Raw genomic sequence first — 14,144 nt, 5'->3', positions numbered from 1 at the left:
ATTCTTTTTATTTTATTATTTTGCACTTACAGTAATCTTAAGTTGGTCTTGAGTGTATGTGTCGTCTAACTGAGCCATGAATACTTTTTGACCGCTTGAAGAAGTATTCAGTGTAGCTTGAACACCGTTAACTGTTACGTTATATTTTTCAGGTGTTGTTGTATCTAGGGATAGTTTTACTATAGTAGTAAAAGGTATCTGAGTATTTGTATCAAGGACAGTATATTTAGGAGTAGTAGTATCAGTGTTTGTATTATTGTTGTTATTGTTGTTGTTATTATTATTATTATTATTATTGTTATTGTTAGCAGGAACTACTGCATTTATTTTTCCTATTAGATTTTCGGAAACCACACCAACGCCGCCTACAGCTTGAAGATCAGAAGTTGCAGAAATATTTGCCTTTATAAAATCAATAGCATTTGAAGTAGCTTGAGAATTCTCGCTGTCAACTAATACCAATGGAGCAGCTGTCTTTCCAGCTAAAGCTGAAGCTACCAAAGCATCTGCATAACCATTTCCGCTTGCATTTGCAATATATAATTTATCTGTTTTAACAGTGTCTTTGAAAGCTGCTAAAACTTTTAAGTTAGTGTCAAAACGGTCTTGTCCACCATTTACTCTAGTTACAGGGTTAACACTATTGTATATTGTATCATTTATAACATAACTAGTTCCAACTACAGTAACTTTTGTATTGTTTTTCTTAACAAAGTCAAGTACTGGCTTTATGTAGTTTGCATCATTCATTCCTAATAAAAGTATTTGTCCTTTAGCTGCAGCTATTGGAGCAACTGAAAGAGCATCAGAGAAGCCTTCTCCACCAACCATCATTGCATTACTTGGATCTACTCCAAGTTCAACTAATTTTTCAGCTACAGCTGCATTAGTCTCATATCTATTAGAGCCACTAAGCTCTACCAAAGTATAATTAGCTTTTAATTGAGTTCTTACAGCTTGAGAAACAGAAGCGTCTCCGCCAACTACATATATAGTTTTAGCTTTCAAGGTGCTTAGTGCACTAGAAGTATCTGTGCTCAAGGATGCAGCTGTAGTTAAAAGTATTGGAGCATTTAGTTTTTTAGCTAATGCTGAAGCACTTACTGCATCTGCATATCCATCTCCAGAAACTAGCACTACGTTATCACTAGTTGTCCAATTTGTTGTAGCAACCTGTGCAGCTGTTGCATATCTGTCCGCTCCACTTGTTCTTGTAACTGAACCTGCTGCTGCTTTAACTGAGCCAGCAGACAAAGCTGTAGTTAAAACTAAAGACATAAGTGTACCGCTTGCTAAAGCTGATAATTTAATTTTTTTATTCATGTAAAAATCCTCCCAAAATTCGTATAATATCAATCCTATCCTAATTATATAGTATATAGTATATAATTTCTACTTAATATCAGTAGCAGTTTAGGATTTCATAACCAGATATAACTTCTTTTACAATCCTTAGCATGCAAAAGAAATCATAAATTATTCGATTGATATTACATCAAAATCAGATTCTGTAGAATCTGCAGCTCCGTCAATAGTAATAGTACCAGAATTGTTTTTTACTTGTTTAGCAGTAACTGTAGTTGAAGGCGTAGATGAATTTTCTAAATAAGAATTGAAATCAAAAGTGCCTCCGTATGCTGCAGTGGTTGCAGCTTTAGTATTAACAGTAGATGCTGCTACGTAAACATTTCTTGCATCATCATGATATGCATTTATAGAAGCTCTATTTGCTGCAAAATGTTGATATAAAGCACCATTAACAGTATCTCCCAAAACATATGCCGCAGCAGATGTCTTTAAGTCTGCAAAGCTGTACTCATAGTAACTGCCGCTGCTGGTTAATATTACTATAGAGCTGCACTTTGCTTGAGCAGTTGTAGTTGTTGCAAGTAATATTGATGAAGATGTAATAATAGTGGCTAATGCAAGACCAAGTTTTTTACTTAATTTCATAAAATACCCTCCTATTAATTTTTATATAAATAAAGAATTTAAATATATTTTATCATAAAATACTAATAAAAGGTATTAGCATGTACTTTTTCATACATAAAAAGTAAAAAAAGGGTTGTCGTACTTACTAAGTGCGACAACCCCCGTTCAATTATTTAGCTTTTTCTATTTTAATTAGTTTATTAACTTCATCAAAGCTGTATTGCTTGTCAGTGCTCCCTACAAATACTTTTTCACCTTTATTGCTTGTTTTTAGTTCTAAGTTAGAACCTGCCACAGATACTTTGTAATTTTCTGGATTAGAGCTATCTAAGGTAACAGCAACAATAGTAGTTTGAGGAACAGTATTCATGATTTTAACTGAGTACTTTGGCATATCAGAATTTGTACTATTTAATTTTTCTGAACTGCTGCTGGTTTTATTGTCGCTTTTTTTATCATCGCTTTTTTGTGAGTTATCAGTAGTATTTTCTTTTTTAGTTGAAGTATTGCTTTCAGTTTGTTTGTTAGAATTAGTTGTAGAGGAAATACTGTACGGAAGCTTAATCTCTAAGCTGTCCTTTATAGTTTGTCCATCCTTATCCTTTAAGTCCTTTGATACCTTTAAGGAATGAGGAGCGTTAACACCCTTTAAATATCCATTTGGAAGTTCAATCATGACTTGATTAGCGTCTTTAAGAGTCACTACAGTACCCTTTGGAAGGGCGTTATTATCAAAGGTATAGCTTTTTGCGCTAAGAGGATTAGATGAATCATCTTTTTTTGTATCTACAACTACATTGCTAAAGGTTACGAATATGTAATCATATTTTTTGTCAGTATCTTCTTTTGGAGTATTTTCTATTATCATATCAGAATCAACATCTGCAAAAGCAGATTTAATTTTAAAGTCTATTTGTTTAGAATTTGCATTTGTTTTAGTTGCACTATTTTTATTAAACATAAAGATTCCAACAGATACTACAAGGGCTAGTAGTATAACTATGGCTATAACTTTTTTCTTCATTACAATCGGCCTCCTAAATATTTTAGTAACTTTTAATCTTATACAAATCTAAATTTATCATATTAATTTTAAGCAGTCAATTATTTAGAATAATTACTTAATTGTATAGTTCAAGATAATTTTACAATATAAGGCTTTGGGTTTATGCTGTATTCATGATATACTAAAGTTAACTTTACATATAAACATTATGGAGGTATGGAATGTCTAAAGAAGATAAAACTGAACTTGATAACATAAAAGATAGCGAAGCTGTAGAATTACAATTATCACTAACTGAAAGAGAAGAAAACATAGTATCAGATGTCCAAAAGGAAATAATGAATGAAGAACTGGATGAATTTGCACCAGTCAAAGAAAATGATATAAATATAGCAACTACTTATGTTTATGAAGATAAGAATGAAATAGAAGCAAAGGTTTACTTTAGAAATGGCTTCACTAGAAAAGTGAATTTTGAGTATGTACCGTTAGTTATGACAAATTCACAAAATGAGATACTAGCGAAGAAAATATTTGATTTAAGAGAGATGGGAGATATACCACCCTGTGGTGCGAGACCTTGGAAAGTTTCCTTTCCTAAGTCTGAAGTAGATATGGAGAAGTTCTCTTCAGGAGATTGTAAAATTATATTTGATGCAAAAGTTAAAGCTGTAAATTATGCTGACATAGAGCTGGAAGCAGTTGACCCATCTATGGAAGAACTTAAACCGTTATTTGAAAAGTTTTTAAGGGAGCTCCCAAGAATTGAAAAAGGAAATGTGAGTTTTTCAAAATTCAATGTAGCTTTATCAAATGATGGTAAAATAATTATAACTTTGATGGCTAGAAATGGATGCAATAAGACTGTAAGAGTAGAGGAAATGCCTATAACTCTTAAGGATGAGAATAATAATGTGGCGGCTTCAGGAATATTTAAATTAGGTGATTTTGAAGTTTCTGCAATGAAGGCTAAGATGCTTACATTGGCCTTTGATACAGAAGTAACCTTAGATGAAACTATATCACTTGATAAATGGAAAGTAGTTTTTCAAACAACATAAAAACAGAGGGTATAAAGCCCTCTGTTTTTTTGTTTGATTTATTTTACAAATTGTTAATATAAGCCTTAGGTAAACAAGTTTACATTATTTTTAAAAAGTACTATAATTTACATTATGGAAACATTTGATTATTAATAATCAATATTACATTTTAGAAATAATATGTAATATTATAGATAAGGGGGATAAAAATGAAAATTATTAAAAACAGAGTGTATCTATTTCTATGTGCTTTTTTGCTGTGCTTTTGTTCATTAACGAATGTTAAAGTACAGGCAAGTTCTACAGCAGACAATGGCAATAAATTTGTTCAGCTTCCATCTCAAAGTGATGTAAGCCTAAATAAGAAATGGACTATAAATTTTAATAGTCAGGCAACAACGGATAAGATTGAGGCTGTGGTTATCCAAAAAGACTCGCAGTTTATACCTGTAACTGTAGATATGTCAGATAAGAGTATAACTGTACAACCTGTAAATCCTTACAGTGAAAACTCTCAATATACTTTAAAGCTATTTTTGAGCAATGGTAAAAAGTATAGTTTAAGTTTCACTACGGAAAAAATATCTGGCACTAATCCTAAGGTTTCCAGTGTACAACTAGATACTATGGGAAATATATATGTTAATTTTGATAGACCAATGAGCCAGCAGTCCGCTTTTGTTAGTTCAAAGTGGGAGATTAACGGCAGAAGCTTAAGTGATATGGGCTTTAAGGAAAGTGATTTCGGAATTAAGAATAATAACATGACAATAATTTTAAATAACCTTAAAAGTTATTTCACTACAGGTACTAATGTACTTTATATTGATAGCAGCGTTGTAGATACTTATGGAAATGGACTTGAAAAGGATACTAGATTAAGTTTTGAGTATGCTCCTAATACAGATAACACTAAAGCTTCAATGCAAAATAACTCTTTTAAGCTAAGCTATTTTGGAAATGATATTAAGGCAGAATTTCAATTTGACAAGGAACTTGGACAAGTAAATTATTCAGATTTTACTGTTGCAGGAGAGCAGCCAGACTATGCTGAGTTTTCAGGAAAAACAGCTTCACTTATTTTCAAAGCAGACTCAAAAGATAGTAATGGATTAAATAAAGTTGATGTTATAAAGGCTCAGGGAGTTAACGCATTGCTTTCAAGTATACAAAGCCCAACTACCCAAGATTCAAACGGAGTGACGATTAATTATATAGCACCAGTAAAGGTTTATCAGTACTTATTGGCACCAAAAATAGTTTCAGATAAATGTTATGCAACACGCAGCGGAAGTATTGTTATTAAGTTTGATGAAAATATAGATTCTAATTCTCCAATTAAAACAGATGATTTTTTTATAACTGGTGATTATGGTCTTTCTTTGAAAGTTAGTAAAGCTGAGATCAATTCAAATACTAATGAAATAACTTTAACCTGTGATATGAATGATAGTGATACTGCTCAATCCTTCGCATCAAATACGAGTATAGATTTAAGAATAGCATCAGCAGCAGATATAAGAGGAATTAAAGATCAAAGCGGTAATTATGCGTCTTATGTATCTCCTAATATAAAAATGTCAGTTACAATTAAATAATATATATAGAAAAACAGGGGTTTTGCCAAAGACCCCTGTTTTTTTCATGGGGTTAATTCGAAAATCCTGAAGAGATAAAAATATATATAATATTTTGTTGTATGATATTAGATTTCATGTAATAGGTTAGGAGATTTGTTTCCTAAGAAATAGTACCAGCGAATATAATATGTAAGAATCATTGCAGCAATTATTCAGAAATGGTTTATTGTTGAATAATTTACATCAATTGATACATTGAAAATCCCAAATTTGAGGATTAAAATGAAATCACTACATGAAGTTCACAGTACCTACGTACTGAAAACTTGCAGTACAATACGTACTTAAGGATGTAGATCAAATTACTAAAATTGAAGGCCGTATATATTTTGCTAATAATTAAACAAAAATAACAGTTAGGTTGAACGACTGGTTCAACAACAGGAGGGTATTTTATGAGTAAAAAAAGTACAAAAGTACTTGCAAGCGCTACGCTTATGTCGGTAGTTTTAACTACAGCTTTATCAGCAGGTCCAGCTAAAGCAGCATCAGGATCAGTTACAAGAATAGGAGAGGCTGATAGATATGCAACAGCAGCTAAGGTTGCTACAACAAATTGGACAACTAATGACAATGTAGTATTAGTTTCTGGTGAAGGTTATGCGGATGCAGTAAGTGCTTCAGCATTAGCTAAAAAATTAAATGCACCAATACTTTTAACTACAGCAGGAGAATTAAGTAAAGATACAGAAAGTGCATTAAGCACATTAAAAGCTAAGAACATATATGTAATTGGAGGAGATGCTTCAGTTTCACAGGCTGTAAGAGATGAACTAAAATCAAGCTATACTTTAATAGAGCTTGGGGGAGCAAACAGATATGAGACAAATGCAGCTGTAGCTCAAAAATTGGTTGATCTTGGTGTAGACCCAAGTAACGTAATGATGGTTGGGGGAGAAGGTTTCTCTGATGCTCTTTCAGTAGCTCCAATAGCAGCAGCTAAAGGACAAATTCTTTTACTAGGAATGAATGATGCTAACTACATAAAGCCAGTACTTGACTTTATCAAGGAAAACAATTCAAAAGTTACTGTAGTTGGAACTAAAAATGTTATAAGTGATACTATTCTAAATTCTTTTGGTGGTACAAGAGTAGATGGTGGACAAGATAGATTTGATACTAACTTAAAAGTTCTAGCAGCATTTAAGGATTCTGTTAAAATGGATAAGTTATATGTTGCAACTGCAAGTTACAACACAAATGATGATGGATACGCAGATGCTTTAGTAGCTTCAGCTTTAGCTGGAAAATCAGCAGCACCACTAGTATTGGTTGATAAAGAGGATGCAACTGCAACAGACAATGCTGTAGACTATATTAAAACTAATGCAACAAAGACAACAGATCTTAATGTTATAGGTGGAACAGGTGTTGTTTCAGATAAAACAGTAGATGCTATAAATAAAGCAGTTAACAATCAAACAGGAAATGGACAGGCAACTGTTGCATCAATAGAAGCAGTTAACCTTAACCAATTTAAAGTTCATTTCAACACAGCTGTAGATAGTGATTCTGCTGAAGATGTAACAAACTACAAAGTAGATGGAACTCAATTAACAGCACGTGATGCAAATGGTGCTGCAGTAGATACAAACAGTGCAGTAGCTAAAGCTATTGACGATAATACTGTTTTAATTACACTTGCTCAAGCAAGAAAACAATATGATGATGTAACAGTTACAGTTAAGAAGGCTATTTTAACTGCAGATAAGAGTACTACTATAGATTCCTTTGATCAAGCTATAACTTTATCAGATACTACTGTTCCTACAGCAAAATCAGTAACTGTACAAGGAAACAGCAAGTTAACTGTAGAGTTCTCAGAAGCTGTTAACATGAAAGATATAAATACTATAGCAAGCAAGCTTAAAATTGATGGACAAAGCATAAGCAACTATGGAATAGATAGTGATTCATCTTTAACTAAGATTAAGGATTCAATTAAAGTAGATACTAATACATGGGCAAATAAAGTTCAATTCTACTTCAATTCTCCTATAGGAGCTGGTGATCATACACTAAATGTATCAGCAGGAGATGCAAATGGAATACTAAGTGACGCAGCAGGTTTTTCAGTAAAAGAAACTAATTTAAGTTTCAAAGTAGATACTAACTCTACTAAGCCAGCAATTACTTCAATAGAAGAAACTGCAAGTGGAGAAGTTCACGTTACTTTTGATAGACCAATGGATACTAAGACAGCTCTTGATGCTGGAAACTATGAGTTAAATGGTGTGAAATTAAGCACTTTATCTGGAGTTAGCTTCGATACTGATGATAATGATTGCACAATTAAGATAAAAGGTCTAAGCAATATTCAAGTAGGAGCAAACACTCTTTATGTTAGCAATAATATTAAAGATGCTTATGGAAATAAGGTTGCTGATGACACTAGAGTTAACTTCAATGATATTAAGGATGAAACAAAGCCAACAATTACAAGTGTTGGTATAATTGACAGTCAAACTATACGTGTAAGATTCAGTAAAGATGTTGATTACTCTTATGCTACAAATAAATCAAATTACAAATTAGAAGATAACAAAGGAATAAATATAACTAGCCATATTGCTGGCATATATAGCACTAGTGGACAAAGCGATACAAGTAACACAAATACTTATGATATTAAAATAACAAAGCTTAACCCACAAAACTCTAATGATGATTGGAGATTAACAGGAGCAAATTACACTCTAACAATTAAAAATATAATAGATACTGCAACTACACCAAACACAATGGAGGATTACGCAACTACTTTAACTGGTACTGATGATGTTGCACCAAGAGCAACAGGTGTATACTATAAACAAAATAGCTCTTCAGGAAAAGACCAGGTAGTTATTTACTTCACTGAAGCTATGGATGCATCAACTCTTACAAACAAAGATAACTATAAGTTTGTAGATGGAGAAGGAGATACTAAGGCATTACCAGGTGATGTAAATATTACAGTAGGTGGAGATAACAAGAGTGCTATAGTTGAATTCCCAACAAACTACCATGTTAAGGCAGCTGATGCTCAAGGAAATACTGCTAATACTGGAATATCCAATGATGTATTAAAAATAGTAGTTTCTAATGTAAAGGATGAGGCTGGAAATTCTTTAGACGGTGTAGCATATACAAGTACAATAGCTATTAATTCAGTTGGAACACAAGTAAAAGCTAATGTTCTTAAAGTTTACTATGATGGAGATGATCTAAAGGCTGATGTACAATTTGATAAGGCTATAGATAACTTAAATTCAAGTGACTTTACATTAGGAGGAGTAACTCCAACTAGTGCAAGTGTTTCAGGAGATAAAGTAACTCTTATATTTAAGGATGGAGACTTAGCAACTACTGCTGAAAAGACTGCAGCTCCAGTAATAACTTTTGCTAATGGAAAAACAAATAATGATACAAATACAACTAAGATAGATCTTATAAAAGCTCAAGGACAAAATGCATACCTTGGAATAAAAGCTAGTGCTAAGACAACAGATGAAACTGGTGCAGCTATAGCAGAATTATCCAATGCAACAGCTAACAGTCAAAACACTATATATGATTATCAAGCTGCTCCAAAAACTACTTCAGACTACTGGACAGCAACAAGTGATGCAAATGGTGGAAAAGTTTATGTAACTTTTGATACTATAATTGATGTAAATAGTGGTATCAAGACTGACGACTTTACCTTCACAGGAGCAAATGGAACAGATTTAAAAGCTGATTCTGTAGAAGTAAAAGGAAACACTGCTGTATTTACATTCAACAGCACTAACAAGAATATAGCAGCATTTACTAACCAAATCAGTGTAAAAGCTAAGAGCACAGCATCAATTAGAACTGAAAGAGATGTTGATGGCAACTATGCTAATTATGTACCATCAAGTGATGATTTAAAAGAAAGAACTGTAACTATAACAGCTAGCACAAACTAGTTTTGAGTAAAAAACAGAAGCTTTTCCGAAAGCTTCTGTTTTTTTATTTTTTGTTATAATTTTATACTCTTATAAATTTGAGTCTTCATTATTATATAAAATGGATATTTTATGAATAGTCTGTTACAAAAGTAAATTTTTATACTCATATTGTTCAAAAAGAATCTTTGACATATATGTGGAAATAATCCTGTCTCTATGGTAAAATTATTTCATGATTGAAATATTTAATATTGAAAGGAAATAGTATGAATAATGATAAGGTTTATGAAGTGGTAGAGGAAATCCACTCTATTTCCAAGTTAATAAATAGAAGACTAAGCAGCAATACTAAGTCAAAAAAATTTACAGTAACAGCATTAATGATAATGAATCAGCTGAGACTTGGGAAAGTTAGAACTTTGACGGAAATAAGCGAGACATTAGACATTCCAAACAGCACAGCTTCTGTTATAGTAGACAGGCTTGTAAATCTGGGGATTTTAAGAAAGGAGAGGGATGAAGAAGATAGAAGAAAGGTATTTATATACATAGAAGATAAAGGATTAGAACAGGAAGAACAAATTATAAATTATCATATGGATTGTTTTAGAAACCTATTTAAAAATGCTAGTAATGAGGAAATTGATGCTGTATTAAAAGGTTTAAAAATATTAGAAAAACTTATTACAGAAAACTTATAATAGGATTTATAGAGGAGGTCAATTTTACATGAAAAGACTTAAGTTACTTTGTATAAGCGCAGCCATGGCTACTACATTATTTTCATCAACAGTTTTTGCCGCTGGCGTATCTGTTCCAAGTTCTCTAGATGTGGATACAGTTATAAACATGGCTATAGATAATTCATATTCCATTAAGAAGATAGATATAGGTATTAAGAAAGCTCAAAACAGCTATAATGATGCACTTAGAAACGCTTCTTCATATAGTGCGAAGATACCTTATACTCAAGGCGATACTAAATTAAGCCTTATTAAAGCAAGGGATTTTACTCAGTTAGAATATAAGTATTCAATATTTCAATATACAAATGTAAAGGATGTAGCGAAAAATCAGCTTAAATTAGGAGTATATCAGGTATATTTAGGACTCATGAATCTTAAAGAAGGTTTGGATTTAGAAAAACAAAATTTTAGTAATGTACAACAGCAATATGAAAAAGCAAAGCTCCAGTTAAGTCTTGGTCAAATATCACCTGTAGACTTAAAGAGTAGTGAAGCAGCTTATGTTGCTGAACAAGCTACCCTAAATAAGCTTCAAAGACAATATGATGCACTTATTAAGCAGCTTAATCAGCTTGTAGGTGTAGATGTAAGCAGTGAAGCAGATGAGCTTTTGAGCAAAGATATAATTACAACGACTAATGGAGATGCAACTAGTATGTTAGCATCACTAGTAACCCCTAAAACATATAGTGAATATTTAAAGGATGCACTTACTAATAGAGTTGAACTTAGAAATGACAATGAGAATATTAATGTGAAGAAATTGGAGTTTGATTCTGTAAGATCTGCATTCCCATATAATTATATGGCACAATATAAAATGTACAAATATCCTATAGACGAGGCACAAAATAAATTGGACACAGATAAAGTTGATATATCTATAGAAATTAATACTTTATATAATGATCTGCAAAATCAAATCAAAAAGTTGGAACCTGAACAGAAAAAGTATTATTCAGCTAAGAGAACCTATGATAAGGCTTCACAAAGCTACAATTTAGGTTTGATAAGTAAAATAGACTTTGATAAAGCACAAATAGGTCTTAAGAATGAAGAAAATACCATAAAGTCAATCCAAAGAGACATATGGTTGGCACAAACAAAACTTAGCTATGCCTCAAATCTTGGTGCAGATGCATCAAGTCTTACAAGTCAGAGTGGAAGTAATTAAAAAGAGCTAATATGGTGAAAAATAGGAGGTAAAATTATGAGAAAGAAATTAAGTTTGTTGGTTGCTTTAGCTATTTCTTTAAGTATATCGACTACTTCTTTGGCAGCTGCAGCGAGTACTACTACAAGTACTGGAACTAGCACTAGTATACAAACAGACAGTGCTACTGTGAGTTTAACAATGGGTGATGCAGTAAACAATATAGAGACCAGCAACACAGAGATAAAGCTTATGAATGATAAGCTAGTACCTTTAAACAAGCAATATGATTTAGATCACAATGTAGCTACATCCCTTAAAACTGATACACCAGGTCTAGATAATAAGCTTCAAGTTGAGACGCAGCAGACTATTACACCTTTAAAGGATGAGCAAAATGTAAAGAATCAAAAGTATGCTATAGATGTAAGACTTAACAATCTAAAATTTGATATGCAAAGACAGTACTTGAATGTTTTAACTTGTAGAGATCAAATAGACAATATTAATAAAACTTTGGTTAATATAGATGAACAAATTAAGAAAACACAGGATCAGATAAATGTAGGACAAGCGACTGCAGATTCTTTGAATTCATTAAATGTACAAAAAAGCCAGCTTACAACTCAAATAGACAGTATAAATAGCGAAATAGAGGAGTCTCTATTAACCATAAAGCAATATTTAAATATAGATTTAAACAAGGATCTAAACTTATATCCTGCACAAAAACAGTATATTAAGTTTGATGACACAAACATAGCGGATAAAATTAATAAGGCTGTGGAGAATGACTATGGTGTAATTGAAGCAAAAACTAGTTTGGATATTGTACAGAGACAAAAAGACTTATACGTTAAATATGATAATAATAGCAGTGGAGGCGTTAGCAGTGCTGAGTCAAGTTTAATAACTGCTCAAGGCAGTGTAACAAGTACTTACTCTAATGCGTTAGCAAATTTATGGAGCAAATATTACACTTTGAAGAGCGATGAAAATGCAGTGGAAACTGAACTTTTAACTGAAAAGAGTGTACAAGATGCTTATGATAAAGCTAAAAGTAATTATGATAATGGAATGATAGATAAGGTAACTCTGGATTCAGCGGAATTAGCTCTTGAAAAGCAGAAGAATTTAGCTCAAAGAGCAACAAATGAATATATGATAATACAAGAGCAGTTTAAATATATGCTAGATGGCCATGCTTCAGCACAACCTTCTACTCAAGCAATAGGAATTTCAGGAGTAGACTACTAAACTTATAAAGATAAATTGCTATTTAAGAATCTCAAAATGGAGGTAAAATCATGAAGAAAAAATTGAGTCTTTTAATTGCTTTAGCTATTACTATAAGTGTTTCTACTACTTCCTTAGCTGCTGGAGCAACTACTAGTGATACAAGTACTACAACAAACGTAACAAATACAGCAACAACTGTTGCCGCATCAACCTTAACTTTAGATGAAGTCTTAAATAATGTGGAAAGCAGTAGTGTAGATTTACAATCTATAGATAAAAAGCTGGAAGCTCTTAATGCACAGTATGATTCTGACAAACGACAGGTTGCAGCTATAGATGCCAGCGGCAAAAGTGAATCTCAATACTCTAATGGGCAATATGCACAAATTATGATACAAAAAGAGGTTACGCCGCTTCAAGACGAGCAGAGTATTAATGATGAAAAAATTGCTAGAGATGAAAAGCTTAATACTATAAAGTTCGATTTAGAAAAGCAATATATGAATGCTATAACAGCTAAAAATCAGATAGATAACATTAATAAGAACATAACTGATTTGGATGAGCAAATTGCTCAAATACAAGCTAAAATAGATTTAGGACAGGAAACAAAGGATGCAGTAAATTCCTTATTTGTCCAAAAGAGCAAACTTCTATCACAGTTAGCTTCACCTAATACGCAATTACAGCAGTCTCTATTAAACATAAAAAAGTATTTGAATATGAGTCTAACTAGTGATTTAAAATTGGTTGATGCTAAAAAAGATTATGTTAAATTTGATGATACAGATATAGAAAGCAAAATTAATAGTGCTTTATTATTAGATAATAGTTTAAGCAGTTTAAATAAAAGTATTGAGCTTCAGCAAAAACAGGTTGATATACAAACCAAGTATGCTTATAATTCACTTACTGAGCCTGCTAATTCACAGCTTACTTTAGAAGATTTGCAAAATAATCTAAGTAATACGACTACTAGTTTAAGTGTTAGCTTATGGAGTGCTTATTATGCTTTGAAAAATAAAGAGGATACAGTACAAGCACAACTTGTAAGCCAAGAAAGTGCTCAGATGACTTATGATAAACAAAAACAAAGCTATGATAATGGTATGATAGACAAAGTGACTTTAGATTCAGCAGAGCTTGCCTTAAACACTCAGAAGGTGTCAACTCAGCAGGCCATTAATGATTATATGATTACACAAGAAAAGTTTAATTATGTTATAAACGGTCATGCTAGCTTAGCATCTTCTATACAATAGATTAACGGAAACACCTAAGGTTAAGAGAAACTATCTATAGATAACTACAGCAGACATATGCCGGAGTATAAGTTATGTGTCGGTGGTTAGTGTCTATATTTGGAAAAAAGAGCTTTTAACCAAGGGTGTTTTTGACTATGAAGACTACATAATTTAAAATTTATGGTATAATATTGATAGAGTTACTCCTAAAGGAATATAGAAAC

10 protein-coding genes are annotated in these 14,144 nt (G+C 32.2%); 7 read left to right on the top strand and 3 right to left on the bottom strand.

Annotated features, from left to right (window positions below; translation table 11 throughout):
- Window positions 1–15 precede the first annotated feature (15 nt).
- The 3 genes from I6U48_RS06935 to I6U48_RS06925 form a co-directional block, all read right to left on the bottom strand.
- Window positions 16–1,323 carry a cell wall-binding repeat-containing protein gene (locus tag I6U48_RS06935; protein WP_218319690.1) on the bottom strand — a complete coding sequence of 436 codons (1,308 nt, stop codon included), beginning with the start codon at window positions 1,321–1,323 and terminating at the stop codon, window positions 16–18.
- Between the two features lie 153 nt (window positions 1,324–1,476).
- Window positions 1,477–1,953, bottom strand: a complete 477-nt coding sequence (locus I6U48_RS06930; protein WP_218319689.1) for a hypothetical protein — start codon at window positions 1,951–1,953, stop codon at window positions 1,477–1,479.
- A gap of 151 nt (window positions 1,954–2,104) precedes the next feature.
- On the bottom strand, window positions 2,105–2,959 hold the full coding sequence (locus I6U48_RS06925) for a hypothetical protein (RefSeq protein ID WP_218319688.1): 855 nt from the start codon (window positions 2,957–2,959) through the stop codon (window positions 2,105–2,107).
- A 203-nt stretch (window positions 2,960–3,162) separates the two neighbouring features.
- Between I6U48_RS06925 and I6U48_RS06920 the strand changes: the two genes are divergently transcribed.
- The 7 genes from I6U48_RS06920 (at window position 3,163) to I6U48_RS06890 (ending at window position 13,938) form a co-directional block, all read left to right on the top strand.
- A complete protein-coding gene (locus I6U48_RS06920) occupies window positions 3,163–4,002 on the top strand; it encodes an SLAP domain-containing protein (protein WP_218319687.1) in 840 nt (279 codons plus the stop codon).
- Window positions 4,003–4,193: 191 nt separating this feature from the next.
- Window positions 4,194–5,582: an Ig-like domain-containing protein gene (locus I6U48_RS06915; protein WP_218319686.1), complete on the top strand. Its 1,389-nt coding sequence runs from the start codon at window positions 4,194–4,196 to the stop codon at window positions 5,580–5,582.
- A 437-nt stretch (window positions 5,583–6,019) separates the two neighbouring features.
- Window positions 6,020–9,556: a cell wall-binding repeat-containing protein gene (locus I6U48_RS06910; RefSeq protein WP_218319685.1), complete on the top strand. Its 3,537-nt coding sequence runs from the start codon at window positions 6,020–6,022 to the stop codon at window positions 9,554–9,556.
- A gap of 248 nt (window positions 9,557–9,804) precedes the next feature.
- Window positions 9,805–10,239, top strand: a complete 435-nt coding sequence (locus I6U48_RS06905; RefSeq protein WP_218319684.1) for a MarR family winged helix-turn-helix transcriptional regulator — start codon at window positions 9,805–9,807, stop codon at window positions 10,237–10,239.
- Between the two features lie 28 nt (window positions 10,240–10,267).
- Entirely contained in the window at window positions 10,268–11,458 is a 1,191-nt protein-coding gene (locus tag I6U48_RS06900) for a TolC family protein (protein ID WP_218319683.1), read from the top strand.
- A gap of 36 nt (window positions 11,459–11,494) precedes the next feature.
- Complete coding sequence (locus I6U48_RS06895; RefSeq protein WP_218319682.1) at window positions 11,495–12,694, top strand: TolC family protein; 1,200 nt, start codon at window positions 11,495–11,497, stop codon at window positions 12,692–12,694.
- 50 nt (window positions 12,695–12,744) lie between these two features.
- Complete coding sequence (locus tag I6U48_RS06890; RefSeq protein ID WP_218319681.1) at window positions 12,745–13,938, top strand: TolC family protein; 1,194 nt, start codon at window positions 12,745–12,747, stop codon at window positions 13,936–13,938.
- The last annotated feature ends 206 nt before the right edge of the window (window positions 13,939–14,144 follow it).

The organism is Clostridium thailandense, assembly GCF_019207025.1.
In the GTDB taxonomy this organism is placed as follows: Bacteria; Bacillota; Clostridia; order Clostridiales; family Clostridiaceae; genus Clostridium_AM; species Clostridium_AM thailandense.
The sequence above is the reverse complement of the archived record's forward strand: the minus strand, read 5'-3'. Positions and strand labels throughout refer to the sequence as shown.